This is a genomic window from Streptomyces sp. NPDC033845 (assembly GCF_055576225.1).
In genome coordinates, this window is sequence record NZ_JBVIRI010000003.1 from 142,724 (window position 1) to 169,420 (window position 26,697).

24 protein-coding genes are annotated in these 26,697 nt (G+C 72.7%); 9 read left to right on the plus strand and 15 right to left on the minus strand.

Annotation, left to right across the window (positions count from 1 at the left end; genetic code table 11):
• Nucleotides 1-173 precede the first annotated feature (173 nt).
• From ACZ50K_RS07665 to ACZ50K_RS07675, 3 genes are all read left to right on the plus strand, one after another.
• A complete protein-coding gene (locus tag ACZ50K_RS07665; RefSeq protein ID WP_468898801.1) occupies nucleotides 174-1,619 on the plus strand; it encodes a maltokinase N-terminal cap-like domain-containing protein in 1,446 nt (481 codons plus the stop codon).
• The gene (glgB, locus tag ACZ50K_RS07670; protein ID WP_468898803.1) at nucleotides 1,616-3,904 is read left to right on the plus strand and encodes a 1,4-alpha-glucan branching enzyme; all 2,289 of its coding nucleotides are present in this window, start codon (nucleotides 1,616-1,618) and stop codon (nucleotides 3,902-3,904) included. The genes ACZ50K_RS07665 and glgB overlap by 4 nt, the downstream gene beginning before the upstream one ends.
• Before the next feature lie 316 nt (nucleotides 3,905-4,220).
• On the plus strand, nucleotides 4,221-4,844 hold the full coding sequence (locus ACZ50K_RS07675) for a helix-turn-helix domain-containing protein (RefSeq protein WP_468899868.1): 624 nt from the start codon (nucleotides 4,221-4,223) through the stop codon (nucleotides 4,842-4,844).
• A 149-nt stretch (nucleotides 4,845-4,993) separates the two neighbouring features.
• On the opposite strand, the gene ACZ50K_RS07680 is transcribed toward ACZ50K_RS07675, so the two are convergent.
• The gene (locus ACZ50K_RS07680; RefSeq protein ID WP_468898805.1) at nucleotides 4,994-6,019 is read right to left on the minus strand and encodes an ATP-dependent 6-phosphofructokinase; all 1,026 of its coding nucleotides are present in this window, start codon (nucleotides 6,017-6,019) and stop codon (nucleotides 4,994-4,996) included.
• A gap of 240 nt (nucleotides 6,020-6,259) precedes the next feature.
• Between ACZ50K_RS07680 and pta the strand changes: the two genes are divergently transcribed.
• The 3 genes from pta to pyk all read left to right on the plus strand — a co-directional run bounded on the left by pta (nucleotide 6,260) and on the right by pyk (nucleotide 11,080).
• Nucleotides 6,260-8,347, plus strand: a complete 2,088-nt coding sequence (gene pta / locus ACZ50K_RS07685) for a phosphate acetyltransferase (RefSeq protein ID WP_468898808.1) — start codon at nucleotides 6,260-6,262, stop codon at nucleotides 8,345-8,347.
• Nucleotides 8,348-8,377: 30 nt separating this feature from the next.
• Complete coding sequence (locus tag ACZ50K_RS07690) at nucleotides 8,378-9,586, plus strand: acetate kinase (protein WP_468898811.1); 1,209 nt, start codon at nucleotides 8,378-8,380, stop codon at nucleotides 9,584-9,586.
• A 63-nt stretch (nucleotides 9,587-9,649) separates the two neighbouring features.
• Entirely contained in the window at nucleotides 9,650-11,080 is a 1,431-nt protein-coding gene (gene pyk / locus ACZ50K_RS07695; RefSeq protein ID WP_468898813.1) for a pyruvate kinase, read from the plus strand.
• A 104-nt stretch (nucleotides 11,081-11,184) separates the two neighbouring features.
• Here pyk and ACZ50K_RS07700 read toward each other — a convergent pair whose 3' ends face one another.
• The 4 genes from ACZ50K_RS07700 to ACZ50K_RS07715 form a co-directional block, all read right to left on the minus strand.
• Nucleotides 11,185-12,567, minus strand: coding sequence for a hypothetical protein (locus ACZ50K_RS07700; RefSeq protein WP_468898816.1), 1,383 nt, complete (start codon nucleotides 12,565-12,567; stop codon nucleotides 11,185-11,187).
• A complete protein-coding gene (locus ACZ50K_RS07705; RefSeq protein ID WP_468898819.1) occupies nucleotides 12,557-13,105 on the minus strand; it encodes a DUF6114 domain-containing protein in 549 nt (182 codons plus the stop codon). The genes ACZ50K_RS07700 and ACZ50K_RS07705 overlap by 11 nt, the downstream gene beginning before the upstream one ends.
• Before the next feature lie 110 nt (nucleotides 13,106-13,215).
• Nucleotides 13,216-13,860, minus strand: coding sequence for a DUF6230 family protein (locus ACZ50K_RS07710; protein WP_468898822.1), 645 nt, complete (start codon nucleotides 13,858-13,860; stop codon nucleotides 13,216-13,218).
• Nucleotides 13,861-14,442: 582 nt separating this feature from the next.
• A complete protein-coding gene (locus tag ACZ50K_RS07715; protein WP_468898823.1) occupies nucleotides 14,443-15,414 on the minus strand; it encodes a tetratricopeptide repeat protein in 972 nt (323 codons plus the stop codon).
• Between the two features lie 271 nt (nucleotides 15,415-15,685).
• On the opposite strand from ACZ50K_RS07715, the gene ACZ50K_RS07720 reads away from it, so the two are divergent.
• The gene (locus ACZ50K_RS07720) at nucleotides 15,686-16,327 is read left to right on the plus strand and encodes a TetR/AcrR family transcriptional regulator (RefSeq protein ID WP_468898825.1); all 642 of its coding nucleotides are present in this window, start codon (nucleotides 15,686-15,688) and stop codon (nucleotides 16,325-16,327) included.
• A 24-nt stretch (nucleotides 16,328-16,351) separates the two neighbouring features.
• Here the strand turns inward: ACZ50K_RS07720 and ACZ50K_RS07725 are convergent, their stop codons facing one another.
• The 5 genes from ACZ50K_RS07725 to ACZ50K_RS07745 form a co-directional block, all read right to left on the minus strand.
• Nucleotides 16,352-18,052 carry an acyl-CoA mutase large subunit family protein gene (locus ACZ50K_RS07725; RefSeq protein ID WP_468898827.1) on the minus strand — a complete coding sequence of 567 codons (1,701 nt, stop codon included), beginning with the start codon at nucleotides 18,050-18,052 and terminating at the stop codon, nucleotides 16,352-16,354.
• A gap of 115 nt (nucleotides 18,053-18,167) precedes the next feature.
• Nucleotides 18,168-18,503 carry a DUF3817 domain-containing protein gene (locus tag ACZ50K_RS07730; RefSeq protein ID WP_468898830.1) on the minus strand — a complete coding sequence of 112 codons (336 nt, stop codon included), beginning with the start codon at nucleotides 18,501-18,503 and terminating at the stop codon, nucleotides 18,168-18,170.
• An 86-nt stretch (nucleotides 18,504-18,589) separates the two neighbouring features.
• Nucleotides 18,590-19,102 (minus strand): MarR family winged helix-turn-helix transcriptional regulator, encoded by a 513-nt coding sequence (locus ACZ50K_RS07735; protein ID WP_468898833.1) that lies wholly within the window; start codon nucleotides 19,100-19,102, stop codon nucleotides 18,590-18,592.
• A gap of 21 nt (nucleotides 19,103-19,123) precedes the next feature.
• Nucleotides 19,124-20,455, minus strand: coding sequence for an MFS transporter (locus tag ACZ50K_RS07740; RefSeq protein WP_468898836.1), 1,332 nt, complete (start codon nucleotides 20,453-20,455; stop codon nucleotides 19,124-19,126).
• Between the two features lie 124 nt (nucleotides 20,456-20,579).
• A complete protein-coding gene (locus ACZ50K_RS07745) occupies nucleotides 20,580-21,335 on the minus strand; it encodes a tyrosine-protein phosphatase (RefSeq protein WP_468898839.1) in 756 nt (251 codons plus the stop codon).
• Nucleotides 21,336-21,444: 109 nt separating this feature from the next.
• Between ACZ50K_RS07745 and ACZ50K_RS07750 the strand changes: the two genes are divergently transcribed.
• Nucleotides 21,445-22,443: an ArsR/SmtB family transcription factor gene (locus tag ACZ50K_RS07750; RefSeq protein ID WP_468898842.1), complete on the plus strand. Its 999-nt coding sequence runs from the start codon at nucleotides 21,445-21,447 to the stop codon at nucleotides 22,441-22,443.
• 36 nt (nucleotides 22,444-22,479) lie between these two features.
• Nucleotides 22,480-23,652: a glycoside hydrolase family 6 protein gene (locus tag ACZ50K_RS07755; RefSeq protein WP_468898845.1), complete on the plus strand. Its 1,173-nt coding sequence runs from the start codon at nucleotides 22,480-22,482 to the stop codon at nucleotides 23,650-23,652.
• Between the two features lie 71 nt (nucleotides 23,653-23,723).
• Here the strand turns inward: ACZ50K_RS07755 and ACZ50K_RS07760 are convergent, their stop codons facing one another.
• The 5 genes from ACZ50K_RS07760 to ACZ50K_RS07780 form a co-directional block, all read right to left on the minus strand.
• Nucleotides 23,724-24,356 carry a TetR/AcrR family transcriptional regulator gene (locus ACZ50K_RS07760; RefSeq protein WP_468898848.1) on the minus strand — a complete coding sequence of 211 codons (633 nt, stop codon included), beginning with the start codon at nucleotides 24,354-24,356 and terminating at the stop codon, nucleotides 23,724-23,726.
• Nucleotides 24,353-25,033 (minus strand): DUF4166 domain-containing protein, encoded by a 681-nt coding sequence (locus ACZ50K_RS07765; protein ID WP_468898851.1) that lies wholly within the window; start codon nucleotides 25,031-25,033, stop codon nucleotides 24,353-24,355. The genes ACZ50K_RS07760 and ACZ50K_RS07765 overlap by 4 nt, the downstream gene beginning before the upstream one ends.
• Nucleotides 25,030-25,755, minus strand: coding sequence for a hypothetical protein (locus tag ACZ50K_RS07770; protein ID WP_468898853.1), 726 nt, complete (start codon nucleotides 25,753-25,755; stop codon nucleotides 25,030-25,032). Before ACZ50K_RS07770 ends, ACZ50K_RS07765 begins: the two co-directional genes overlap by 4 nt.
• 177 nt (nucleotides 25,756-25,932) lie before the next feature.
• Entirely contained in the window at nucleotides 25,933-26,226 is a 294-nt protein-coding gene (locus tag ACZ50K_RS07775; protein ID WP_468898856.1) for an MTH1187 family thiamine-binding protein, read from the minus strand.
• The gene (locus ACZ50K_RS07780) at nucleotides 26,223-26,588 is read right to left on the minus strand and encodes a DUF3817 domain-containing protein (protein ID WP_468898859.1); all 366 of its coding nucleotides are present in this window, start codon (nucleotides 26,586-26,588) and stop codon (nucleotides 26,223-26,225) included. Before ACZ50K_RS07780 ends, ACZ50K_RS07775 begins: the two co-directional genes overlap by 4 nt.
• Nucleotides 26,589-26,697 lie beyond the last annotated feature (109 nt).

Genomic DNA, 26,697 nt, shown 5'->3' on the forward strand with positions numbered 1-26,697 from the left:
CACCGCCCGAGCACACCCCGCACGGCCGTGGGCGGCGAACGGGTCAATCGCCGTCCCTATACGGACCTATACGGACCCTTTCGACCCGACACTCGCCCATCGCCGGACAACAATTGCCGCGATCCGGGAAAATCTGCGCATTCTGTGACGGCCCGGGGAAAGGACGCGACGCCATGTCAGAGGCAGCATCCGCCCGGAGCAGCCGCCCGAGCGGCCACGGCCGACTCGCGGCGGACCGGCTCGGCCCACTGGAACCCATGCTCCGCGCCTGGCTGCCACGGCAGCGCTGGTTCGCCGGGAAGGGCCGCCGGATCGGCCGGCTCGACCTGGTCTCGGCGGCCGACCTGCTGCCGCCCCGGGTGGTCCCCGGCCTCCTCCACCTGCTCATCGACGTGGACGGGGACTGCTACCAGCTGCTCCTGGGCGTCCGCCCCGCCCTCCCGCCGGCCCTGGGCCCCGCCCTGATCGGCCGGGCCGAGGAGGGCCCACACGCGGGCCAGTTCGTGTACGAGGGCCTCGGCGACCCACGGCTCGCCTCGCTGCTGCTGGAGCGCCTGCGCTCCCCCGGCCGGCTCGGCCCGCTGCGCTTCGACCGCGACCAGAGCGCCCTCATCCCGGCCGCCCTGGCCCCCCGCCCGCTCTCCGGCGAACAGACCAACTCCTCGCTGATCTACGGGGATTCGTACATCCTCAAGGTGTTCCGCCGGGTCGGCCCCGGGGTCAACCCCGACCTGGAGCTCCCCCGCGCCCTGGCCGACGCCGGCTGCGTCCGGGTGCCCGCCCCGGTCGCCTGGTACGAGGCCGAGCTGCCCGGCGCCGAACCCCTCACCCTCGGCGTCCTCCAGCCCTATCTGCGCGGCTCCGCCGACGGCTGGCAGCTGGCCCTGCGCCGGCTCGCCGCGGGCGCCGACTTCACCCCCGAGGCGCACGCCCTGGGCCGCGCCACCGCCGAGGTGCACAGCGCCCTGGCCGACGCCCTGCCCACCGTCGCCCTGGACCCGGAGCGGACCGCCCGGCTGGCCGCCGGGATGACCGCCCGGCTGGCCGCCACCGTCCGCGAGGTGCCCGCGCTGCTCCCCTTCGAACCGGGGCTGCGGAACGCCTTCGACGCCCTGGGGGCCTCCCGCGGCCTTGCCGTGCCGGCCCAGCGGATCCACGGCGACCTGCACCTGGGCCAGACCCTGCGGACCGCCGACGGCAGCTGGTCCCTGATCGACTTCGAGGGCGAACCGGCCCGGCCGCTGGCCGAGCGCCGCCGCCCCGAACCGGCCGTCCGCGACGTCGCCGGGATGCTCCGCAGCTTCGACTACGCCGCCCGCTCCCACCAGCCCTTCGCCCCGTCCTGGTCGGACGGCTGCCGGGCCGCCTTCTGCGAGGGCTACGCCCGCACCACCGGCCGCGACCCCCGCGAGGACCACGTCCTGCTGCGCGCCTACGAGACGGACAAGGCCGTCTACGAGGCCCGCTACGAATCCCGCCACCGGCCGGACTGGCTGCACGTTCCCATGGCCGCCATCCGCCGGCTCGCGGACCGCGACCGCCCGCCCGCCAAGCGGGCGACCGCCCCCTCCCCCGCACCGCCCACCCGCCCGCAGCCACCCAGGAGGCCGCACACGTGAGCGCCGCCCGTCAGCCGTCGCCGCCGTCCCCGCCCGCCGCCGAGCAGGCCCCCGCCCGCAAGACCCGTACCCCACGCGCCCGCCGGGCGCCCTCCCAGGGGGTGCGGCCCGCACCCCCGCTGGGTGCGGAGGAGCGGGCCCGGCTCCTCGAAGGCCGGCACCACGACCCGCACTCCCTGCTGGGCGCCCGCCCGCTGCGCGGCGGAGTGGCGTTCCGGGCGCTGCGTCCGCACGCCAAGGCGGTGACCGTACTCGCCAAGGGGCTGCGGGCCGAGCTGCAGGACGACGGGGACGGGCTGTTCTCCGGGCTGCTCCCGATCCTGGAGGTGCCGGACTACCGGCTGCTGGTGGCCTACGAGCAGGACGAGATCGAGGTCCACGACCCCTACCGGTTCCTGCCCGCCCTCGGCGAACTGGACCTGCACCTGATCAGTGAGGGCCGGCACGAGGAGCTGTGGACCGCCCTGGGCTCCGAGCCGATGGAGCACCAGGGGGTGCGGGGCACCCGCTTCACCGTGTGGGCGCCCAACGCCCAGGGCGTCCGGGTGACCGGCGACTTCTGCTACTGGGACCGGGTCGCGCACCCGATGCGGTCGCTGGGCGGCAGCGGGGTCTGGGAGCTGTTCCTGCCGGGGGTCGGCTCCGGCGCCCTCTACAAGTACGAGATCACCCGCCCGGACGGCAGCCACACCCTGCGGGCCGACCCGATGGCCCGGCACACCGAAGTGCCCCCCGCGACCGCCTCGGTGGTGACCGAGAGCGGCTACGTCTGGGAGGACGAGGAGTGGATGCGGGGGCGCGGGAAGCTGCCGCACCACCAGGCCCCCTTCTCGGTGTACGAGGTGCACCTGGCCTCCTGGCGCCCGGGCCTGGACTACCGGCAGCTCGCCCAGCAGCTGCCCGCCTACGTCAAGGAGCTCGGCTTCACCCACGTCGAGCTGATGCCGGTGGCCGAGCACCCCTTCGGCGGCTCCTGGGGCTACCAGGTGACCGGCTTCTACGCGCCGACCTCCCGGATGGGCGGCCCGGACGACTTCCGCTTCCTGGTGGACTCGCTGCACCGGGCGGGCATCGGGGTGATCGTCGACTGGGTGCCGGCGCACTTCCCGCGGGACGAGTGGGCGCTCGCCGAGTTCGACGGACGGCCGCTGTACGAGCACCACGACCCCCGGCGGGCCGCGCACCCGGACTGGGGCACCCTGGAGTTCGACTACGGCCGCAAGGAGGTCCGCAACTTCCTGGTGGCCAACGCCGTGTACTGGTGCCAGGAGTTCCACATCGACGGCCTGCGGGTCGACGCGGTGGCCTCGATGCTCTACCTGGACTACTCGCGGAACGAGGGCGAGTGGGAGCCCAACGAGCACGGCGGCCGGGACAACCCGGACGCGGTGGCCTTCCTCCAGGAGATGAACGCCACCGTCTACCGGCGCTGCCCGGGGGTGGTGACCATCGCCGAGGAGTCCACCGCCTGGCCGGGGGTCACCAGCCCCACCGACGGCGGAGGCCTGGGCTTCGGCCTCAAGTGGAACATGGGCTGGATGCACGACACCCTGCGCTACGTGTCGAAGGAGCCGGTGCACCGCAAGTACCACCACCACGACATGACCTTCGGGATGGTCTACGCCTACAGCGAGAACTACGTGCTGCCGATCTCGCACGACGAGGTGGTGCACGGCAAGCAGGCGCTGGTGTCGAAGATGCCCGGGGACTGGTGGCAGCAGCGGGCCGGGCACCGGGCCTACCTGGGCTTCATGTGGGCCCACCCCGGCAAGCAACTGCTCTTCATGGGGCAGGAGTTCGCCCAGGGTTCCGAATGGTCGGAGGCGCACGGCCCGGACTGGTGGCTGCTGGACTCCTCCTCCGGGGCGGCCCCCGACCACCGCGGGGTGCGGACCCTGGTCGGTGACCTGAACCGGGAGTACACGGCGGCTCCGGCACTGTGGGAGCGGGACACCGTGCCCCAGGGGTTCGCCTGGGTGGCCGGGGACGCGGCGGAGGACAACGTCTTCGCCTTCCTGCGGTTCGCGGCGGACGGCTCCCCGCTGCTGGCCGTCTGCAACTTCTCCCCGGTGGTCCGGGAGGACTACCGGATCGGCGTCCCGGCGGACTTCCCGGTCTGGCGGGAGGTGCTCAACACCGACCACCAGCGCTACGGGGGCGGCGGGGTGCGCTGCGGCGGCTCGGCCCGGACCGGACTGCGGGCCGAGCCCACCCCGGCGCACGGCCGGCCGGCCAGCCTGCGGATGACGCTGCCGCCACTGGCCACGGTGTGGCTGCGGCCCTGACCGGACCCGCACACCCACGGAAGCCCTCGATGTGACCCGGGTCACGTAGTACGTATCGCGTACAGTGTGGCTTGAAACATCGGGGGCCTCCGCCCCGCCCGCATCCCCCGGGTGGATGTTCCACCGAAACCCATTACCGGGCGGTCACGGGGAAAACGGACCAAAGCACCGGACGCCGTAGGAGATTCCTACGAGTTGTGAGCTTGGTCGAACAACCCGTAGTCGGCGAGGCCCGGCCACTTCTACCGTATGCCTCGTGCATTCGAGCCCCCCCTTCAACGCCCTTGCCGCCCGCCGCCTCCGCGCCGCGCTCGGCATGGCGCCCGGCCACGTCGCCTACGGCCTGCGCGCCCAGTACGGGATCCTCGTCGAGCCCGAGACCGTGACCGCCTGGGAGACGGGTGAGATATCGCCGTCCGCGGCGGAACTGACCGCGCTCTCCGGGGTGCTGTGGTGTTCACCGGCCGAGCTGCTGGCCGAGCCGGTCACCCTGCGGGAGCACCGGATGGCCCGCGGCCTGTCCGCCGAGGACCTGGCCCGGCGGGTCGGGGTGGAGGCGGGGGCGTACCAGAAGATGGAGGACGCCGGCCGCTGGAAGGGCAACGAGCGGCAGTCCACCGCGCTGGCCCAGGCGCTCGGTCTGTCCCTGCCCCAGTTCGTGACCGCCACCGGCAAGGAGGGGGAGCTGGCGGAGCTGCTGCGCAGTGCGGTCACCACCCGCTGGCAGGGCTATGTGAAGCCGCTGGCCAAGCTGCTGCCGGTGCCCAAGGAGCAGTTGGAGGCGGTGGTGGAGCGGCTGCACGCCGACTACCAGTCGCGGATGGTGGCCACCTTGAGCTGGGGCGGCGCCGGCCGGGACGCGGGCAGCGGGGATTCGGGCCGGGAGTTCCTGGCGGAGATCGTGGACCGGTTCTGGACGCTGGCCCGCGGTGCGGAATAGGTCACTTCCGGGCCGCGGTCCGGTGGATGCGGGACGGCCCCGGCCGGTCCTCGCGGGGACCGGGCCGGGGCCGTTCGGCGTTCAGATGGGGGCGGGGGGCCCGGGCGGACGGGCCGGAGGACCTTGCGGGTCCCGGCCGTCCGGCTCTGTCAGAAGACCGACTCGGCCTCGTACATGCGGCTCTCCGGGACGGTCTTCAGTTCGGTGACCGCGTGGGCCAGCGGGGCCATCACGATGTCGGTGCCGCGCAGGGCGGTCATGTTGCCGAACTCGCCGCGGTGCACGGCCTCGACGGCGTGCCAGCCGAAGCGGGTGGCGAGCACCCGGTCGTAGGCGGTGGGGACGCCGCCGCGCTGGACGTGGCCGAGGATGACCGGGCGGGCCTCCTTGCCGAGGCGCCGTTCCAGCTCCACGGCCAGCCGGTTGCCGATGCCCGCGAAGCGCTCGTGGCCGTACTGGTCGATGGCGCCCTTCTCGTAGGGCATGGAGCCCTCGGCCGGGTGCGCGCCCTCGGCCACGCAGATGACGGCGAACTTCTTGCCCCGGGCGAATCGTTCCTCCACCATCTTGACCAGGTCGTCCACCTCGAAGTGACGCTCCGGCAGGCAGATGCCGTGGGCACCGCCGGCCATCCCGGACTCCAGGGCGATCCAGCCGGCGTGCCGGCCCATGACCTCGACCACCATCACGCGCTGGTGCGACTCGGCGGTGGTCTTCAGCCGGTCGATGGCCTCGGTGGCCACCATCACGGCGGTGTCGAAGCCGAAGGTCCGGTCGGTGGAGGAGATGTCGTTGTCGATGGTCTTCGGGACCCCGACCACCGGCATGCCCGCGTCGGACAGCATCCGGGCGGCCGTCAGGGTGCCCTCGCCGCCGATCGGGATGAGGGCGTCCAGGCCGTAGCGCTTGGCCAGCTCCCGCGCGTTCTCGGCGGCTTCGCTCAGCCGGGCGCGCTCCATCCGGGCGGAACCCAGGATTGTGCCGCCGCGGGCCAGGATGCCGCTGACCGCGTTGATGTCGAGAGGACGGTAGTGGCCGTCGAGCAGCCCCTTGAACCCGTCCTCGAAACCGATGACTTCGTCACCGTGCCCGACCAGGGCGCGGTGCACGACAGAACGGATGACGGCGTTCAGCCCGGGACAGTCGCCGCCTGCGGTGAGAACTCCGATACGCATCGTGCTGTGTCTCCTGCTCCTGATGAGGCCGTAATGGCGAGGCCTGTCCGATTGTTCCACGGGAGGACGGGGAGACGCTCTCTGTACTGCTCCGCCTGCAGACGGCCTGCAGGGGCTTTGGACCCCCGCTCGAAGGCCTTTCTTCCGGCGGGCGCCCTATCCATCGCCAGAGGTATTGTCAATAGGTCAAGACCACCTTAACGGGGATATTCGACTCGTCAGCATGGACGGAGAGCACGCGTGACGCGCAGCGTGTACGTGACCGGGATCGACCGGGGGGACGGCCGGCAGGTCGTCGAGCTGGGAATCATGGAACTGCTGACCCGCCAGACCGGCCGGGTCGGCGTCTACCGCCCCCTGCTGCACGACGGGCCCGACCGCCTGTTCGACCTGCTGAAGGCCCGGTACCGGCTGGACCAGGACGCCTCGACGGCCTTCGGCATGGAGTACCACGAGGCCTCGGCGATCCTGGCCGAGCGGGGCACCGACGAGCTGGTCTCCCGGCTGGTCGACCGCTTCCACCGGGCCGCCCGCGACTACGAGGTCATGCTGGTCCTGGGCACCGACTACGCCGACACCAACCTCCCCGACGAGCTCGCCCTGAACGCCCGGCTCGCCAACGAGCTGGGCGCGGTGGTGGTGCCCGTGGTGGGCGGCACCCGGCAGACCGCGGAATCGGTCCGCGCCGAGGCCCGCAACGCCTACCGGGCCTACGAGGGCCTGGGCTGCCACGTGGTGGCCCTGGTGGTCAACCGGGTCGCCGCCGAGGACCGCGAGGTGATAGCCGAGCGCCTGGCCGCCCGGCTCCCGGTGCCCGCGTACGTCCTGCCGGACGACAAGTCCCTGTCCGCCCCGACGGTCGCCCAGATCACCCGGGCGCTCGGCGGCGAGGTGCTGCTGGGCGACGAGGCGGGGCTGGCCAGGGACGCGGTGGACTTCGTCTTCGGCGGCGCGCACCTGCCGAACTTCCTGAACGCCCTGACCCCCGGCTGTCTGGTGGTCACCCCCGGGGACCGGTCCGACCTGGTGGTCGGCGCGCTCGCCGCGCACACCTCCGGCACCCCGCCGATCGCCGGCGTGCTGCTGACCCTGAACGAGCGGCCCAGCCAGGACATCCTCACCCTGGCCTCCAAGCTGGCCCCCGGCACCCCGGTGGTCTCGGTGGCCGGCAACAGCTTCCCGACCGCCGCCGAACTCTTCTCCCTGCAGAGCCGGTTGAACTCCGCGACCCCGCGCAAGCTGGAGACCGCGCTGGGGCTCTTCGAACGGCACGTGGACACCGGCGAGCTCCGCGACCTGCTGTCCGTGGCCCGCTCCGAGCGGGTCACCCCGATGATGTTCGAGCACGAGCTGCTGGAGCGGGCCCGGGCCGAGCGGCGCCGGGTGGTGCTGCCGGAGGGCACCGAGGACCGGGTGCTGCGGGCCGCGGACGTGGTGCTGCGCCGCGGGGTCTGCGACCTCACCCTGCTGGGCGAGACCCAGGCGGTCCTCAAGAAGGCCGCCGACCTGGGCATCGACATCAGCGGCGCGGAGATCGTCGACCCGGCGACCTCCCCCCTGCGGGAACGGTTCGCCGAGTACTACGCCCAGGTCCGCGCCCACAAGGGCATGACCGTGGAGCTGGCCCACGACGTGGTCACCGACGTCAACTACTTCGGCACCCTGATGGTGCAGGAGGGGCTGGCCGACGGCATGGTGTCCGGCTCGGTGCACTCCACGGCCGCCACCATCCGGCCGGCCTTCGAGATCATCAAGACCAAGCCGGACGCCTCGATCGTGTCCTCGGTGTTCTTCATGTGCCTGGCCGACAAGGTGCTGGTCTACGGCGACTGCGCGGTGAACCCGGACCCGGGCGCCGAGCAGCTGGCGGACATCGCCGTCCAGTCGGCCGCCACCGCCGCCGCGTTCGGGGTCCAGCCCCGGATCGCGATGCTGTCGTACTCCACCGGCACCTCCGGCTCCGGCGCCGACGTGGACAAGGTCCGCAAGGCCACCGAGATCGTCCGCGAGCAGCAGCCCGGGCTGCTGATCGAGGGTCCGATCCAGTACGACGCGGCCGTGGACGCCGACGTGGCGGCCACCAAGCTGCCCGGGTCCGAGGTGGCCGGCCGGGCGACCGTGCTGATCTTCCCCGATCTGAACACCGGCAACAACACCTACAAGGCCGTGCAGCGCTCGGCCGGCGCCGTGGCCGTCGGGCCCGTCCTCCAGGGCCTGCGCAAGCCGGTCAACGACCTCTCGCGCGGCGCCCTGGTCCAGGACATCGTCACCACCGTGGCGATCACCGCGATCCAGGCGCAGTCCCAGCCCCGGCCGCAGGCCCGCTGACCCTCCCCCCACCGAAGGAACACCGTCACCGTGACCGCATCGCGCGTACTCGTCCTGAACTCCGGCTCCTCCTCGCTCAAGTACCAGCTGCTCGACATGGCGGACCGGTCCCGGCTGGCCGTCGGCCTGGTGGAGCGGATCGGCGAGGAGACCTCCCGGCTGGCGCACGAGCCGCTGACCGGGCCCCGCCCGGGCAGGCGCGAGCGGCTCGGCCCGATCCCGGACCACCAGGCCGCCCTGGAGGCGGTGGCCGAGGAGCTGGCCGCCGACGGGCTGGGGCTGGACTCCCCCGAGCTCGCGGCCGTGGGCCACCGGGTGGTGCACGGCGGCACCCGGTTCACCGCGCCCACCGTGATCGACGACGAGGTGCTGGCCGAGATCCGCAGCCTGATCCCGCTGGCCCCGCTGCACAACCCGGCCAACGTCACCGGCATCGAGGTGGCCCGGGCGCTGCGCCCGGACCTCCCCCAGGTGGCGGTGTTCGACACCGCCTTCCACGCGACGATGCCGGAGTACGCGGCCCGGTACGCGATCGACGCGGCCACCGCGGACAAGTACGCCATCCGCCGGTACGGGTTCCACGGCACCTCGCACGCCTACGTGTCCCGGGCGGCGGCCGCGCTGCTGGGCAAGGAGCCCTCCGAGGTCAACGTGATCGTGCTGCACCTGGGCAACGGGGCCTCCGCCTCGGCGGTGCGGGGCGGGGTGTGCGTGGACACCTCGATGGGGCTGACCCCGCTGGAGGGCCTGGTCATGGGCACCCGCTCGGGCGACCTGGACCCGGCGGTGATCTTCCACCTGGCGCGGGTGGGCGGGCTCTCGGTGGACGAGATCGACTCGCTGCTGAACAAGAAGAGCGGTCTGCTGGGGCTGTGCGGCGACAACGACATGCGCGAGGTGCTGCGGCGGGCGGGCGAGGGCGACGAGGCGGCCCGGACCGCCTTCGCGACGTACATCCACCGGCTGAAGAAGTACATCGGCGCCTACTCGGCGGTGCTCGGCCGGGTGGATGCAGTGGTTTTCACGGCCGGGGTCGGCGAGAACTCAGGCGAGGTGCGGGAAGCTGCCGTGGACGGCCTGGCCGAGCTGGGGCTCGCCCTGGACCTCCAGGCGAACTCCGTGCGGTCGCCCGAGCCGCGGCTGGTCTCCGCGGAGTACTCCCGGGTGGCCGTCGCCGTGGTCCCGACCGACGAGGAGCTGGAGATCGCCGAACAGAGCCACCTGCTGGTTACTCAGTAGTCACTTGGACTTTCCACCAGACGGAATATTCCGCTACGAAACAAACCGGATAGGATCCGCTTCATGCGCCGTTCCAAAATCGTCTGCACGCTGGGCCCCGCCGTCGACTCGTATGAGCAGCTGAAAGCGCTCATCGAGGCAGGCATGAACGTGGCCCGATTCAACTTCAGCCACGGATCCCAGGCAGAACACCAGGAGCGGTACGACCGCGTCCGGAAGGCCTCCGAGGACACCGGACGCGCCGTGGGCGTGCTCGCCGACCTCCAGGGCCCCAAGATCCGTCTCGAAACCTTCGCCGAGGGCCCGGTCGAGCTGGTGCGCGGTGACGAGTTCACCATCACCATCGAGGACGTCCCGGGCGACAAGTCCATCTGCGGCACCACCTACAAGGGCCTCCCGGGCGACGTGTCCAAGGGCGACCAGGTCCTGATCAACGACGGCAACGTCGAGCTCCGGGTGACCGAGGTCGACGGCCCCCGGGTCAAGACCATCGTCATCGAGGGCGGTGTCATCTCGGACCACAAGGGCATCAACCTGCCCGGTGCCGCCGTGAACGTGCCGGCCCTGTCCGAGAAGGACAAGGAGGACCTCCGGTTCGCCCTGCGGATGGGCTGCGACATGGTCGCCCTGTCCTTCGTCCGCGACGCCAACGACGTCAAGGACGTCCACAAGGTGATGGACGAGGAGGGCCGCCGGGTCCCGGTCATCGCCAAGGTGGAGAAGCCGCAGGCGGTGGAGAACATGGAGGCCGTGGTCGACGCGTTCGACGCGGTCATGGTGGCCCGCGGCGACCTGGCCGTGGAGTACCCGCTCGAAAAGGTCCCGATGGTCCAGAAGCGGCTCATCGAGATGTGCCGCCGCAACGCCAAGCCGGTGATCGTCGCGACCCAGATGATGGAGTCGATGATCACCAACTCCCGGCCGACCCGCGCCGAGGCCTCCGACGTGGCCAACGCCATCCTGGACGGCGCGGACGCGGTCATGCTGTCCGCCGAGTCCTCGGTCGGCGCCTACCCGATCGAGACCGTCAAGACGATGTCGAAGATCGTCACGGCGGCCGAGCAGGAGCTGCTCTCCAAGGGCCTCCAGCCCCTGGTCCCGGGCAAGAAGCCGCGCACCCAGGGCGGCTCCGTGGCCCGCGCGGCCTGCGAGATCGCCGACTTCCTGGACGGCAAGGCGCTGGTCGCCTTCACCCAGTCCGGTGACACCGCCCGCCGGCTGTCCCGCTACCGGGTGGCCCAGCCGATCCTGGCCTTCACCACCGACCCGGGCACCCGCAACCAGCTCTCGCTGAGCTGGGGCGTCGAGTCCTACGTGGTCCCCCACGTGGACAACACCGACGCCATGGTCGACCTGGTGGACGCCGAGCTGCTCAAGCTCAAGCGCTACAACAAGGGCGACACCATGGTGATCACGGCCGGCTCGCCCCCCGGCGTCCCGGGCACCACCAACATGGTCCGGGTCCACCACCTCGGCGGGGACCCGCAGAACTGACCCGCGCCGCACCGCTGCCGCACAGCGCCCGAGGCCCGCTCCCCCGTCGGTGAAGACCGGGGGTGCGGGCCTCGGGCGTGGCGCGAGGTCGGCCGGCGCGCGGACTACTCCGCCGGGCCGATGTAGTTCTTCAGCCCCGGAACCGTCAGGGTGCCGCCGAACTGGCCGGCCTGGACGACCTTCACCTTCGAGAAGAAGGCGAACGGGACGTTGAGCGGGGGCGGGGTCTCCGGGCTGAACTCGATCGGGATGATCCCGAACAGGTTGCCCTTCAGCGACTCCGTGTACATGGTCACGGTGGCACCCCGGATCTTCGAGGTGGAACCGGGCCGGGACTTCAGATGGGCGATGTTCCCCGACTTCCCGACCGTCTGGTAGAGGTCCTTGATGTCCAGGGAGTCCGCGGTGAACTTCAGGACCTTCTTGATCTTGCCGCTGGCCGTCTTCACCTCGACGATGCCGTGGTAGTCCAGGCCGTAGAGGGTCAGCAGCGAGCTGTCCAGGTACCAGGGCTCGTCGGGCAGCAGCGGGATGCCCGGCTCCAGTTCGGCGTCGGCCAGGGCCTTGGCGTCCCTGGTCGGGCACGGGAACGGCTCCTTGCCGTCCGCGTCCTTGCCGTCCTCGGCGTCCTTTCCGTCCTCGGCGTCCTTCTCCTCCGTGGGCTTCAGGTCGGCCGGGGGCTTCTTCCCGGTCTCGTCCTTCGGCGAGGTCCGGGTGTCCTTGACCTCGTCGGAGAGCTCGCTGATCTTGAGGCCGTGCCGGCGGGCGACGTCCCGGATCCGCTCCTCCGTCGGGTCGGCGGCCTCGGTGGACTCCTTCGCCTCGGGAGCCTTCGGAGCCTCGGAGGACTTCGCGGCCGGGGCCGTGATCTCCTCCCCCTTGCCCTGGTCGGTCTCCTTGGCGGTCTCCTTGGCCGGCTGCTTGCCGGCCAGGCCGTCGAGCAGCTCCGTGATCTTGTCGCCGACCCCCAGCGGGTCCAGCGGGTTCACGGTCTTCCCGGCCTCCGGCACCGCGGTCGGGGCCGTCTCACGGGCCGTCGGCTTCAGCGAGGGCTTCGACGTGGCCTTGGCCGAACCGCTGGGCGACGCGCTCGGCGTGACGCCCGGGGACAGGCTCGGCGTGGCGCTCGGCGACGCACTCGGGGAAGCGCTCGGGGACGCACCCGGCGAAGGCGGCTTCGACGCGGACTTCGACGCCTCCGGAGACGGGGACGCGGACTTGCCCTCCTCGTCTTTCGGCTCGTCGGAGCGCGTCACGCACGGACCGGGCGCGAAGGGTATGTCCTTGTCGTCGGCCAGGGCCAGCTTCGGCGCCATGCCCATTCCGACGAACACCGCCGTGGGCATCGCGGCGAGCGCCATGGTCTTGCCGACGGGTATCTGGAGCTTGGTCAGCAGCGACTTCCTGGGCGCCGCGTGTCGCGGGCCCTTCCTCTCACGGGACTCTGCGCCAGGGGCCACCGCCCGCTGCGTCTCGTCACCCCGCACTGTTCCTCCCGCCATCGGCGTGGGCAGTCGTCTCGGTCGCGCGCTCCGCATCCGTCTCGTGGTAGCCGGGGAAGGACATCGCCATCGGCGGCTGCTCCCCCTTCACCGTCCCGGCCGCGGCCGCCTCCTCGGCGGGTACGCCCGGTGCCCAGGACAGCGCCAGACAGCCGCCGACCAGGGCGAAGAGGAAGCCGATGAAGAAGCCGCCGAGGTTGGAGACCGGCAGGGACACCAGGCCCAGCAGGATGGAGGCGACGCCGGCGAAGATCCGGATGTTCTCCTGGAACCACAGGGCCAGACCCAGGGTGACCAGCAGGACACCGATGATCAGTGCGCCCGCGCCGCCGGGGGTCCCCATGGCGATGGCGACATTGCCCAGCCGGGTGTCGGCGTACGGGAAGTACGCGATCGGCAGGCCTGCCACCAGGGTGAACAGCCCGGCCCAGAACGGCCGCCGGCCACTCCAGGCGTGGAAGTGGTAGTACACCACGGTGAGCCAGTGGTCGTCTGCGGCGTTAACCGGGGCCTGGGGGTTCATGGACAACAGCTCCCTGGAAACGGTGGTACGGAGATCTACGTGGAGCCCGGACAGGCGGACTTCAGCAGCCGAAGCCGCCGCCCGCCCGTCCGGTCAAGCACCGGGACCGACTACTTCTCGTCCTGGTAGCACGGCTGGTCGCCGGCGAGCAGGCGGAGCTTGAGGTCGGGCAGCGTGAAGGTGCCCGCCGTCGTCGCCCACGCCTTCTGCCGCACGTTCGTCAGCGTCGCCTTCTTGGCGCGCTGGGAGAACGCGAACGGGCTCGACACCGTGCCCGGCTGGGCCGGGGTCGCGTGCGACTTGTCGCCGACCGCGACACCGATGTCCAGCTGCTCGAACGAGGCGTCCGCGTCGAGCTCGGCCACATCCAGGTAGATGTTGTCCGCGACCGCCGGGCGCCCGGGCTTGGTGCCCGTCTGCAGCTTGAGCGTGATGTTGCCGATCCCGGGCACCGGAGTGACCAGGGACTGGCACATGTTGGTGATGGTGGCCTTCTTGAACCCGGAAATGGTGACCGGGTGCGCCGCCGGGTTGCCGTGCAGGTCGTTGCCCTTGGCAATGCCGCCGTACTGGATCAGGTCGTCACCGACGAGCGAGTCGGCGCGCACCTTGAAGTCCTGGCCGGAGACGCTGAAGGACGCCGCCAGGACGCCCTGCGCGAGACCCACACCCACCGCGGCCGTGGCCGCGATGCTCGGCACCATGACGAGAGCGAAGCGCTTCCATCTGGTCCCGCCACGAACCTGGGAATTCATATCGTTTCCTCCTTCTCGGACGTACATCTCCGGTCCGGGCCCTGCCCGTCCTGGGATGGGAGAAGTGCTACGTCCTCGGGAAGGAGCGCAGGAGTCCATGACGCGGTCCGCGTCCGGTACTCCGGCGATCACCCCCGAGCGACAACCACTGGGCCACGCGTCCGCGCAACCTGGAGGACAGGCCCTGCCGGATGGCGGGGACCCCCCTGTCCTTGGGCCGGTGCCACTGCCACCGGTCCACTCGGTGGGGACCCATCACCGCACTCCGTGGTGAGCGGCTCTGCGGGATGGACCGAGCGTGGCCGATCGTGGTCCATTCGGGGGCGCCGCACAAGGGGGTTCGTTACTGGCGGGTAACGGCTGGATAACCGGGGTTCGACCCGGAGCCGTCGGGCGGGCACTCAGGGTGTCAGCCAAGGCCACGACAGAACCCCCGAATCCAGCCGCAAGCGGACAGATTCGGGGGTTCGACTTACTGCGAGTAACAGCCGCCCGGATTACCAAGTTTTGGTAAAGGGCGATCGTTGTTCAACCCAGCGCCGGGACGACACGGGTGGACTCCGGCAACTCTCCGGCGACCGGCTAGAAGAGCACCCGGGCCAGCGCGGTGCGGGCCGCGGTCACCCGCGGGTCGTCCCCGCCGATCACCTCGAACAGCTCCAGCAGCCGCAGCCGGACCGCGTCGCGGTCCTCGCCGAAGGTGACCCGGACGGTGTCCACCAGCCGCCCGAAGGCGTCCTCGACATGCCCGCCGATCAGGTCCAGATCGGCCGCCGCGATCTGCGCCGCCGGATCCTTGGGGGATGCCGCGGCCGCCTCCCGCACCTTCTGCGGGTCCATGTCCCGCACCCGGAGCAGCAGTTCGGCCTGGGCGAGGCCGAGCTTGGCCTCCGGGTGGGCCGGGTCCGCGGCCAGCACCTCGCGGTACGCCTGCACCGCGCCGCCCAGGTCCCCGGCGTCGAGGGCGCTCATCGCCGCTTCCAGCAGGGCGTCGTACGGTCCGGCCGGGACGACGGCCTCGGGGGCGCCGGGCCCCTCCGCACCGGAGTCCACGGTGATCCCGGTCAGTCCGAAGCGCTCCTCGGCCACCTGGATCAGCTGGGCCAGGGTCTCCCGGATCTGCGCCTCGGGGGCCGCGCCCTGGAACAGCGGCAGGGCCTGGCCGGCCACCACCGCGAAGACGGCCGGAATGCCCTGGATGCCGAACTGCTGCATCAGCATCTGGTTGGCGTCGACGTCGATCTTGGCGAGGACGAAACGGCCGTCGGCCTCCAGGGCCAGCCGCTCCAGCAGCGGGCCGAGCTGCTTGCAGGGCTCGCACCACTCGGCCCAGAAGTCGATGACGACCGGGACCTCGGCGGAACGCTGGATCACATCGTGTTCGAATCCGGCCTCGTCTACGTCGATGACGAGCGCGGACGGCGGCACCGCGGCCGTGCCGCCCTGACGGGCGGCCTCCGCACGTGCCTGATCGGCCTTCGCCTTGGCCTCGCCGGCCGCCTTCACCGCGGCGAGGTCGACGACGCCGCTCATGGACATGTTTCTGGGCTGCATGCGTACATCCTCCCCCGAGTGCGCGCACCGACGTAAAAGATCGGCCGAACCGGCCCGGAGACCGGGCCGGCGGTCATTCCTGAAATGACGCGGCGCCGGGTCCCCACCTGGCGCCAGTGGTTGTCGCGCGGTGCCGCCATCCCGGCGGCTCTTACGCTACGAGCCGTAGCGTAACTCCCCCGGGCGGTCCGTGCCGCGTGATGTCAACCACACACCGGCCGGAGTGACGGGGCTCACGGCGGTTCTGCTACCGGCGGGTATGGTCCTCGCCATGCACTCGCCAGACCTGCCTTCCGGATCCAGCCGCACCGGGCGCCCCCGCAGCGCCGCGGCGGATGCCGCGATCCTCGCCGCGACCCGGGACGCCCTGTGCGAACTGGGCTGGTCCAAGGTGTCCATGGGTGATGTGGCGGCCCGCGCGGGCGTCGCCAAGACCACCCTCTACCGGCGCTGGGCGGGCAAGAACGAGCTGGTCGTGGACGCGGTCGCGGAGCTCTTCGATGCCCTGGAGCTGCCCGACCGGGGCTCCCTGGAGGCGGACGTGGAGTACGTGGTGCTCCGGTTCGCGGAACTGCTGCGGCGCCCGGAGGCCCGTACCGCGCTGATGGCGGTGGTGGCCGAGTCCACCCGGGACGAGGCCCTCCAGGACCGGATCCGGTTCGCGATCGTGGACCGGCAGAAACGTCTCGTCGTACTGGGCCGCGAACGCGCGCAGGCCCGCGGCGAACTCCCGTACGAGGAGGACGAGACCCTCGCCGGGCACACCACGGACCTGATCTTCGACGTGATCGCGGGCACCGTGGTGCACCGCGCGCTGGTCAGCTCGGAGCCGGTGGACGAGCTGTGGGTGGCCACCTTCACCGCGCTGCTGATGAACGGCCTGCGGGGCGGCATCGCCGCCCCGCAGCCCTGACCCCCGGGGCGGGGGCGGCACCCCCTAGAAGCCGGGGGGCTCGGTGTAGGTGCCCCACTCGTCCCGGAGGGCGTTGCAGATCTCGCCGAGGGTGGCCTCGGCCCGGACCGCGTCCAGCATGGCCGGGATCATGTTGGAGCCGTCCCGGGCGGCGGCCAGCATCCGCTCCAGCGCCTGGGTGACCCTCTCCTCCTCGCGCCGGGCCTTGCGCTCGCCCAGCACCTTGACCTGTTCCCGCTCCACCTCGTGGCTGACCCGCAGGATCTCCAGGTCCCCGGTGACCGAGCCGTGGTGGACGTTGACCCCGACCACCCGCTTGTCGCCCTTCTCCAGCGACCGCTGGTACTGGAAGGCCGACTCGGCGATCTCCCCGGTGAACCAGCCGTCCTCGATCCCGCGCAGGATCCCCGAGGTGATCGGGCCGATGGGGTGCCGGCCGTCCGGGTGGGCGCGCAGTCCACGCTCCCGGATCTGCTCGAAGATCTTCTCGGCGTCCGCCTCGATCCGGTCGGTGAGCTGCTCCACGTACCAGGAACCGCCCAGCGGGTCGGCCACGTTGGCCACCCCGGTCTCCTCCATCAGCACCTGCTGGGTGCGCAGGGCGATCTCGGCGGCCTGCTCGCTGGGGAGTGCGAGGGTCTCGTCGAGGGCGTTGGTGTGGAGGGAGTTGGTGCCGCCGAGGACGGCGGCGAGGGCCTCCACGGCGGTGCGGACCACGTTGTTGTAGGGCTGCTGGGCGGTCAGCGAGACCCCGGCGGTCTGGGTGTGGAAGCGCAGCCACATCGCCTTGTCGCTCTTCGCCGCGTACACCTCCTTCATCCAGCGGGCCCAGATCCGGCGGGCGGCGCGGAACTTGGCGATCTCCTCGAAGAAGTCCAGGTGGGCGTCGAAGAAGAAGGAGAGGCCGGAGGCGAAGTGGTCCACGTCCAGACCGCGGGAGAGGCCCAGTTCCACGTACCCGAAGCCGTCGGCCAGGGTGTAGGCGAGCTCCTGGGCGGCCGTGGCCCCGGCCTCCCGGATGTGGTAGCCGGAGACGGAGAGCGGCTTGTAGGCGGGGATGCCGGCCGCGCAGTACTCCATGAGGTCGCCGATGAGCCTCAGGTGCGGCTCGGGCTCGAAGAGCCACTCCTTCTGGGCGATGTACTCCTTGAAGATGTCCGTCTGGAGGGTGCCGTTGAGGACGGCCGGGTCCACGCCCTGCCGTTCGGCGGCGACCAGGTACATGCAGAAGACCGGCACGGCGGGACCGGAGATGGTCATGGAGGTGGTGACGTCGCCGAGCGGGATGTCCTTGAACAGGACCTCCATGTCGGCGGCGGAGTCGATGGCCACCCCGCAGTGCCCGACCTCGCCCAGGGCGCGCGGGTCGTCGGAGTCGCGGCCCATCAGGGTGGGCATGTCGAAGGCCACCGAGAGCCCGCCGCCGCCGGCGGCCAGGATCATCTTGTAGCGCTCGTTGGTCTGCTCGGCGTTGCCGAACCCGGCGAACTGCCGGATGGTCCAGGTCCGGCCGCGGTAGCCGGTGGGGTGCAGTCCGCGGGTGAAGGGGTACTCGCCGGGCCAGCCGATCCGCTCGAAGCCCTCGTAGGTGTCGCCCGGGCGCGGCCCGTAGACCGGTTCGACGGCATCTCCGGAGAGCGTGCTGAAGTCGGCGTCCCGCTTGCGGGCCTTGTCATAGCGGGCCTGCCAGCGGCGGCGGCCCTCCTCGATGGCGTCAGCGTCCATACCGCGAATTTACTAGGACGTCCTAGTAAATGTCGATGGCAAACCCCCGGCGACTCGCGGCGGGGGTGGTCCGCTCCAGCCGCGCGCGAGTTCCGGCGCGCGGCGGAGGAAGCGGTCAGGCCTTGGCGGGGGCGGGCACCGGGGCGCCCTGGAGCAGCGGCTCGACCTCGGCGCGGACCTTCCGCTCCACGAAGAAGGCGGCCAGCGGAATGGTCCCGCTCACCAGCACCCACAGCAGCTTGCCGAAGGACCACTTGGCCTTGGAGCCCAGGTCGAAGGCGAAGACCAGGTAGATCATGAAGAGCAGACCGTGCGCCTGGGAGACCGCGAAGGTCAGGTCGGCGCCGGTGTCGAAGCCGTACTTGGCCACCATGCAGGCGCAGAGGATCAGGAGCATGACCGCGGTCACGTAGGCCATGACGCGGTAGCGGGTCAGCACGCTTCGTTTCATGGACACGAGCCTAACCGGAGGGGGACCGGCCGCGGACCGGGCCCCCGGACCGCCGGGGTCGGCCGAGGTCGCCGGGGTCGGCCGGGTCAGCCGCGCTCGTCGAAGTCGGCGGCGGAGATCCGCAGCGGCCGGAGCATCGCGAAGATCTCGGCGCACTCCTCGGCGTCGTAGGCGCCGAGCCCGAACTCCATGCCCATCAGGTCGCGGGTGGCCGCCTCCACCACCTCGCGGCCCTTGTCGGTGATGGAGGCCAGGGTGCCGCGGCCGTCGTTCGGGTTGGGCCGCTTGTCCACCAGACCGGACCGCACCAGCCGGTCCACGGTGTTGGTGACGGAGGTCGGATGCACCATCAGCCGCTCGCCGATCTTGGACATCGGCAGCTCCCCGGCCTTGGAGAAGGTCAGCAGCACCAGCGCCTCGTACCGGGCGAAGGTCAGCCCGTACGGCTTGACCACCGCGTCCACCTCGCCGAGCAGGATCTGGTGCGCCCGCATGATCGAGGTGATCGCGGCCATCGAGGGCACCGGGCCCCAGCGCTGCTGCCAGAGTTCGTCGGCGCGGGCGATGGGATCGAAGGGAAGGCTGAGCGGCTTGGGCACGCACCCGACCTTACCGGCCGGTCATTTGGGGGACAGCCCCGTCTCATCCCTCGACCGGGACAGCTCGGCGAGCAGCGCCCCCACGCACAGGGCGCCGAGCGCACCGGCCCCGGCCACCACCCAGTGGACCGGCAGGAACTCGGCGGCCAGCCCGGCTCCGGCCATGCCCAGCCCCTGGGTGGTCATCAGTCCGGTGCCGAGCAGGGTCATCGCCCGGCCGCGCGCCTCCTCGGGGACGGCCGCCACGAACCAGGCGTCCAGGCCGAGGGTGTACGCGTGGGCCAGCCCGGCGAGCAGCAGCAGGACCAGGGTGGCGGCGAAGCCGGGGTGGACGGCGTAGCCGAGCAGCGGCAGCGGCGCGGCCACGGCGAGCGGGGCGGCGATCCGGGAGCGGGTGCGGGGGGCCAGCGCCGAGCCGGCCCACAGCTCGCCCGCGATGGTGCCGGCCGGCAGGGCGCACATCAGCAGGCCGAGGGCCGCGGTGCCCAGGCCCAGCCGGTCGGCGTAGGGGGCCATCAGGGCCTCGGGGACGACCACGAACAGCGGCGGCAGCCAGCTGAGCAGGGTGAGCGCGCGCAGCCGCCGGTCCCGGAGCAGCAGCCCGGGACCGGCGGCGGCCGTACGGACGGAAGTGCCGGCGGCCGTACCGGCCGGGGTGCGGGCGGGGCGGGCCCTGGTGCCGAGGCGGAGCAGCAGGGCGGAGCCGGCGAACCCGGCGGCGGTCACCGCGATGGCCGCGCGCGGGGAGACCGCCGCGAGCAGCAGCCCGCCGAGGCCGAACCCGGTGAGCAGGGCGCTCTGCGCGATGATCCGGAGCACCGAGCGGCCGAGCACGAAGGCGTCGCCGACTCCGAGGATGTCGGCCAGGGAGGCGGCCCGGGTGCCCTGGAAGAGCGGGGCGACGGCGGCCATCGCGCAGCGCAGGGCGAGCAGGACGGGCACCGGGGTCCCCGGCAGCACCATGGCGGCGGCGCAGACGGCGCAGAGCAGGTCGCAGCCGACGAGCACCCGGCGGGCGGGCAGCCGGTCGGCGAGTCCGGCCAGCAGGGTGCCGCCGAGGGCGTGCGGCAGGAAGCCGAGGGCGAAGGTGAGGGCGCTGAGCAGCGGGGAGCCGGTGAGCCGGAACACCAGGACGGTCAGGGCGATCTCGGCGACGACCACCCCGAGCACGGACAGCAGGTGCGCGGCGAACACGGCCCGGAACTCGCGGACCCGGAACAGCTCCCGGTAGCCCCCGGCGCGGTGGTCCTCGTGCGGGTGGTCCACGTCGCGGCCGGGGTGGTCCGGGGCCGGGGTGCCGGCCGGTGTCGCGGCCGGTGTCTCGGCCGGGACGGCCGGATCTGTCGCGGTCATGGGGCGACCCTGCCGGGCGGCGGGCGGCACCGGCAGTGATTCGGCCGTGGCCGAATCACCGACCGCCCGCCGGCCCGGCGGAGACGGGGGCGGGGGGTCAGGGCGGTCAGGGCGGTCAGACGGGTCAGGGTCCGGCGGGCTCCAGGAGGCGGTCGCGGAGGCGGTCGACCAGGGTGTCCTCGATGCCGAGGTGGCCGGTGGCGTAGCCGTGGACCGAGCCGTGGCGGGCCCGCAGGTCGGCGAGGAAGAGCCGGATGACCGTCTCGGGGGCCCGGCCGTAGGCGGGCCAGCCCAGGGTGCGGCCGGGGTGGGCCGCGTGCCAGTCCGCGACCAGCCGGGCGGTGGCCAGTTCGGTGAGCGCGAAGTCCTCGGCCACCGTGTCCTCGGGAACTCCCAGCAGGGAGAGGACCAGCGCGGCGAGCAGTCCGGTGCGGTCCTTGCCGGAGGCGCAGTGGAAGACCTGCGGGCCGTCCTCGGCGGCGATGGCCTCCAGGGCCTCCCGGAGTTCGGCGCGGCCGTCCTCGGCGACCTCGGCGAACCGGTCGGCGAGATAGCGCCAGGGGTCCAGCTCCGGGTCGATGGCGGCCTGGTCGTAGGGCCGGTGCTCGATGCTCAGGTTGCGGTACTCGTAGGCGGGTCCGTCCTGCTCGGGGACCCGGCCCCGGGCCTCGATCTCCCAGGGGTAGCGGAGGTCGATGACGGTCCGTACGCCCAAGGCCCGGAACCTCTCCAGATCGGCTGCCGCGGCCGGCCCGGCGAGCTTGCCGAGGGAGTCGGAGCGGTACAGCCTCCCCCACCGGACCGTCCGGCCGTCCCCGGTCCGATAGCCGCCCAGATCACGGAAGTTGTGCAGGTGCTCGAAGTCCACATGGCGATCCATGACGATCACCCTAGGCGGACGGTCCGGGACCGCGTCCCGGGCGGCGTCCCGCACCCCGGCCCCGGCCGCGGCTTGCCGGGTGGGCGGTGCCCGGCGCAGGGTGGCCCGCATGTCCTTCCACTTGCGCTTCGGGCCGGCGGACCTGCTCCGCTGCCGGTTCGCCTTCTCCCCCCGGTGGGAGACCCAGGAGGCGGTACGGGTGCTGGCCCGGCCCGCCCGGCACGGGTACCACCGGCCCTGGCTGGAGCGGGTCCGGGCGGCGGCCGCCGGGCTGGACCTGCGTCCGCTGTGGCTGCTGATGCCCCGGCGCGGGCACAGCCCGGACTTCCTGTGGCCGCCGCCGGCCGGGCCCGGCGCCTCCTTCGAGGAGGAGTCGGCGGTGGTCCGGCGGACCGATCCGGCGGTCGCGCGGGCGGACCTGTACCGCTCGCTGGTGTGCACGCCCGGGGCCGTGGACAGTGCGGTCGGGCGGGCCATGCTGGAGGATCCGGCGCGCGCGGTCGGGGAGCTGGCGGACCTGGCGGAGGCGGCCTGGCGGGCGCTGGTGGAGCCGGAGTGGCCCCGGCTGCGGGCCCTGCTGGAGGCCGACATCCTCTTCCATTCGCGCCGGCTCGCGGCGGGCGGGCTGGCCGGGCTGTTCGACGGGCTGCATCCGGACCTCCGCTGGGAGGAGGGCGCGGACACTCTGACCCTGCGCCGGCCCGGACACCACGACCGGCTGCTGGGCGGGCAGGGGCTGGTGCTGATGCCCAGCGCGTTCGTCTGGCCGGAGGTGGTCGGGGGGTTCGACCCGCCCTGGCAGCCGACGGTGGTGTATCCGGCGCGCGGGATCGGGGCTCTGTGGGGCGAGGACCCGGGGGTGACCCCGGCGGCGCTGGCCGGGCTGCTGGGCCGGGGCCGGGCGGACGTGCTCTGCGCGCTGCCCGAGCCGGCGTCCACCACGGCGCTGGCCCGCCGGCTGGGACTGGCGCCCTCCTCGGTCTCGGCGCATCTGAAGGCGCTGTACGCGGCCGGGCTGCTGACCCGTCACCGGCACGGCCACCAGGTGCGGTACGAGCGGACCCCGCTCGGCATCGCCCTCGCCACCGGTTCGGCCCCGGTGTCGTAGACCTGACCGATTCATCCCTCATGTCACGATATTGCGATGTTCCGACCCGTCGCTTGCCGCCGACGCCGACGCCGGTCCCGGCGCTCCGCCCCTCCCGTCGCCGCCCTGGCTCCGGCCCTGGCACTGACCCTGGCCCTGACCACCGGCTGCACCTCCGGGGACCCGCTGCCCCCGGGCGGCGGCCCGGCCGGCGCGGCGGGTCCGGCGGGCGCGGCCGGGCCGGGCGGGGTCCGGGCCGAGGAGGAGGAGACCGCGACGGAATCGCCGTTCTGGGTGGACCCGCAGAGTCCGGCCGCCCGGCAGGTGGCCGCCTGGGAGGCGCAGGGCCGGCACGGTGACGCCCAGGTGCTGCGGCGGATCTCGGAACGGCCGGTCGCCCTGTGGGCCCCGGCGGGCGATCCCGCGCCGGAGGTCCGCCGGGCCGCCCGCGGCGCCCTCGCGGCCCACCGGACCCTGCTGCTGGTCGCCGACAACCTGCCGCACCGGGAGTGCGCCACCCGCCCGTCGGACGAGGAGAAGGACGGGGCGAAGGACGGGCCGGGGGACGGCGCGAAGGAGCGGGCGCGGAAGGGGGCTCCCGGCGGGGCGCCGGACGGGGCGGCCTACCGGCGGTGGATCGGCGCCCTCGCGGACGCGGTCGGCAAGTCCCGCGCCCTGGTGGTCCTGGAGCCGGGCGCCATCGCCCGGACCGTGGACGGCTGCCTCCCGGCGGACCGCCGGGAGGAGCGGCTGCGGCTGCTGTCGGCGGCGGTGGACCGGCTGAAGCGGAACCCGGAGACCGAGGTCTATCTGGACGCGGGGAACCCGGCCTGGATCCGGGACTCCGCCGATCTGGTCGACCCGCTCTACCGGGCCGGACTCGGCCGGGCCGACGGCTTCGCCCTCAACGTGGGCGACTTCCGGTCCGACGAGGCGGGCCGGGCGTACGGTGCGGAGCTCTCCCGGCGGACCGGCGGCCGGCACTTCGTCCTGGACACCGGCCGCAACGGGAACGGACCCCCGTCCGGCGACGGGGAGTCGGCCCGCTGCAACCCGCCCGGCCGCGCCCTCGGGGCCGTGCCCACGGACCGGACCGGGGACCCGCTGGTCGACGCCCATCTGTGGATCCGGCCGCCCGGGGCCTCGGACGGCGACTGCCGGGGCGGCCCGGCGGCCGGCACCTGGTGGCCGGACTACGCCCTGGGCCTGGCCCGCCGCGCCCGCGGCTGACCCGCGCGCCGCACGGCCGTACCGCCCGCCCCGGACGCCCGCCCGGCCGCCCGGCCGCCCGGCCGGTCCGGTCAGGGGCGGGTGCCGCGCCGCAGGGTGTGCCGGACGGCGCGCTGGCTGATCGGGCCGAGGCCCTCCAGCACCTGGACGATCCCGGCCAGTTGCTCCAGCGCGTCCAGCGCCCGGCCGGCCCCGGCCGGGTCCACCCCCTCGTAGAGCTCGATCCCGACGAAGGAGGCCGCCGCGGCCCGGGCCAGCCCGGCCGGGTCGGCGAACTCGCCCAGCGGGGTCGCGGCCAGCAGCCGGGCCAGTACGGTCTCCAGCTCGGCCACCCACAGGGCCAGTCCGGCGGCGGTGGCCGCCGCCAGGGCCGGCTGGGTCTGCCCGGCGGCGAGCAGCTGGCCGAGCATGGCCACATGGCCGCCGGCCCGCTCCTCCTCGTGCATCTCCCGCGCGAAATGCAGGAGTTCGGCGAGGGATCCGAGCTCGGCCATCCGGTCCCGGTAGCGGGCCACCCGCTGCTCGGCGCCGAACCGGCAGGCCTGGCCGAGAAGTTCGTCCACCGAGCCGAAGTGGTAGAAGATCAGACCCTGGTTGACCCCGGCGGTGGCCGCGACGCTGCGGGCCGAGGTCTTGCCGATGCCCTGTTCGGAGAGCGTGCGCAGGGCGCCGGCCAGCAGCTTTTCCTTGGTCGTGGCGCTCATGCGCGGACCTCCTCCCGGACCGGCCGCAGATCCCCGCGGATCCGGTGCCCGGCCATGTCGACGTATGCGGCGGTGAAGGACCCCTCGTACCCGAAGAGCGGGCCGAACCGCCGGTTCACCACCCGGACCCGGATCCGGAACCGGCCGGTGCGCTCGTCGAAGGACTCCCGCACCTCGGCGTCGGCGCCGATCAGGTCGGGCACCCGCACGTCGAGGGGGCCTTCCCGGAACCGGTGCTCGCCGGATCGGATGAGCAGCGAGCCGTCGGGTTCGGCGCTCATGTGCAGATCGCTGGCCAGGTGCTGGTGGGTCCCCAGGTAGTCGAGCACGCAGTTCCGTTCCGCGCTGTGGACCATGGTCGCATCGAACCGGCGCGGCCCGTCCGGCAGCTCGAAGGTGCGGACGAAGGTGACGGTCTCCCGGCCGAAGGAGTCGGCGTACGGGAGGTTCTCGATGACGAACGGGACGTTCCGGCCCTCCCGGGGGACCAGGATGTTGCGCAGCCCGCCGAGCCGCAGGAAGGGCTTCACACAGGCGGGGCCGTGCCAGATCCGGTCCATGACCCCGCGTCCGACACAGCCCTCGCCGGAGTCCAGGCCGACGGAGAAGCGGCGCCGGAGCTGCGGGTGCAGCCGCTGGAAGTCGGCGCCCATATGGGTCTCGAAGATGGAGGTCATCGCTGCTCCAGGGTGGCGAGCAGACGGGGGGCGGTGGCGGGGGTCCGGCCGGGCGGGGTCCGCAGGCAGCGGCGGGCGGCCGGGGTGCCCGGCAGCGGCGGCAGCAGGACGGCGGCCGCGACGAGCAGCAGCGCGGCCACGGGCACCACCGGCCCCGGCGGGCCGGCCGGCAGCAGCGCGGACAGGGACAGCAGACAGACCAGCGCCCGGAGCACGGTCTCGGCCAGCGCCCGGGCCAGCCCGGCCGCCGGGCCGGTCCCGCGTTCGCACCAGAGCCGGAGCCGGTCGAAGGACCAGGCGGTGGCCCAGCCCATCAGCGGCCGGAAGACCAGCCGGTCGAAGAGGGTGCCGAAGCGGCCCCAGCGCGGCCGGTAGTCGTAGCCGGTGAGGAAGCGGATGCCGTCGGGGCCGGGGACGTAGCGCCAGTAGCCGCTGCCGGAGGCGATCGGGGAGAGCGGGTGCCCGGAGGCGAACCGCAGGGCGGAGACCCGGCTGCCGTCGGGGCGGTGCGCCTCGCCGGAGCTGATCCCGGTGCCGCCGACGGAGAGGAAGGGCAGCACCCGGGTCGCGTAGCGGAAGCGCTGCGGCTCGTCCCCGGTGCGCGGCAGATAGGTGATCGAGCCGAACCGCAGATCCCAGCGCTGGTGCTGGGCCGGGTCCTGGCTGCGCTCCCACAGCTCCGCCATCCCGGTCCGCACCACCGTCTCCACGTACAGCCCCATGCCGCACTCCCCCGTCCACACCGTGTTGAGCGCTCGCTCAAAACTGACCCTAGACGGGTTTGAGCACTCGCTCAATACCTTCGGGCGGGGAATCTTGAGCACCCGCTCAAGACACCCGCAACACGGCGACCCCCGGCCGCGGGGCCGGGGGTCGCCGAAGGAAGGGGATGCCGGGGGTCAGCCCGCGAGGTGCCGCTCCACCGTGTCGATCTTCGAGGTGATGCCGTCCGTCACACCGGGGCGGATGTCGGCCTTGAGGATGAACGAGACCCTGGGGGCGCGGGCCTCGACGGCCGCGACGGCCCGCCGGACCACGTCCATGACCTCGTCCCACTCGCCCTCGACGGTGGTGAACATGGCGTCGGTGCGGTTGGGCAGACCCGACTCGCGGACCACCCGGACCGCCTCGGCCACGTACTCGCCGACCTCTTCACCGACCCCCAGCGGGGTCACCGAGAACGCGATGATCATGCCGCCGCGCCTTCCTTGCCGGCGACGGCCTCGCCGCGCATCCGGGCGGCCAGCACGCTGTCGGCCTCGTCCCGCTTGAGGATCCGGTCACCGAAGAGCCCGCCGAACGGCAGCAGCGCCAGCACGAAGAACAGGGCCACCTTCTTCAGCGGCCACTTCGCCCGGTTCCACACGTCCAGCAGGAAGACCGCGTAGACCACGAAGAGGAAGCCGTGCAGGATGCCCAGCGGCATCATCAGGAAGTCGATGTCGGAGACCCGGCTCAGCAGCGAGCCGAAGATCAGCAGCGCCGGGAACGACAGCGCCTCCGGAACGGAGATGAGGCGCAGCCGGTGCAGGGCGGAAGCGGTCTTGATGTCCACAGTGAACCTTCGGAGGTGGCGGCCGGGGGGCCGTCCCAGTGTCTCAGCCGCTTTGCACGATCTTGACCGGACCCCCGGCCGCCGGGACGGTCCGTGCGATATCGGCCAC

Coding starts and splice junctions, on each gene's coding strand:
- ACZ50K_RS07665 (WP_468898801.1), top strand. CDS start 174: ATGTCAGAGGCAGCATCCGCCCGGAGCAGCCGCCCGAGCGGCCACGGC.
- ACZ50K_RS07675 (WP_468899868.1), top strand. CDS start 4,221: ATGGCGCCCGGCCACGTCGCCTACGGCCTGCGCGCCCAGTACGGGATC.
- ACZ50K_RS07680 (WP_468898805.1), bottom strand. CDS start 6,019: ATGCGTATCGGAGTTCTCACCGCAGGCGGCGACTGTCCCGGGCTGAAC.
- pyk (WP_468898813.1), top strand. CDS start 9,650: ATGCGCCGTTCCAAAATCGTCTGCACGCTGGGCCCCGCCGTCGACTCG.
- ACZ50K_RS07705 (WP_468898819.1), bottom strand. CDS start 13,105: ATGAACCCCCAGGCCCCGGTTAACGCCGCAGACGACCACTGGCTCACC.
- ACZ50K_RS07710 (WP_468898822.1), bottom strand. CDS start 13,860: ATGAATTCCCAGGTTCGTGGCGGGACCAGATGGAAGCGCTTCGCTCTC.
- ACZ50K_RS07715 (WP_468898823.1), bottom strand. CDS start 15,414: ATGCAGCCCAGAAACATGTCCATGAGCGGCGTCGTCGACCTCGCCGCG.
- ACZ50K_RS07720 (WP_468898825.1), top strand. CDS start 15,686: ATGCACTCGCCAGACCTGCCTTCCGGATCCAGCCGCACCGGGCGCCCC.
- ACZ50K_RS07725 (WP_468898827.1), bottom strand. CDS start 18,052: ATGGACGCTGACGCCATCGAGGAGGGCCGCCGCCGCTGGCAGGCCCGC.
- ACZ50K_RS07730 (WP_468898830.1), bottom strand. CDS start 18,503: ATGAAACGAAGCGTGCTGACCCGCTACCGCGTCATGGCCTACGTGACC.
- ACZ50K_RS07740 (WP_468898836.1), bottom strand. CDS start 20,455: ATGACCGCGACAGATCCGGCCGTCCCGGCCGAGACACCGGCCGCGACA.
- ACZ50K_RS07745 (WP_468898839.1), bottom strand. CDS start 21,335: ATGGATCGCCATGTGGACTTCGAGCACCTGCACAACTTCCGTGATCTG.
- ACZ50K_RS07750 (WP_468898842.1), top strand. CDS start 21,445: ATGTCCTTCCACTTGCGCTTCGGGCCGGCGGACCTGCTCCGCTGCCGG.
- ACZ50K_RS07755 (WP_468898845.1), top strand. CDS start 22,480: ATGTTCCGACCCGTCGCTTGCCGCCGACGCCGACGCCGGTCCCGGCGC.
- ACZ50K_RS07760 (WP_468898848.1), bottom strand. CDS start 24,356: ATGAGCGCCACGACCAAGGAAAAGCTGCTGGCCGGCGCCCTGCGCACG.
- ACZ50K_RS07765 (WP_468898851.1), bottom strand. CDS start 25,033: ATGACCTCCATCTTCGAGACCCATATGGGCGCCGACTTCCAGCGGCTG.
- ACZ50K_RS07770 (WP_468898853.1), bottom strand. CDS start 25,755: ATGGGGCTGTACGTGGAGACGGTGGTGCGGACCGGGATGGCGGAGCTG.
- ACZ50K_RS07775 (WP_468898856.1), bottom strand. CDS start 26,226: ATGATCATCGCGTTCTCGGTGACCCCGCTGGGGGTCGGTGAAGAGGTC.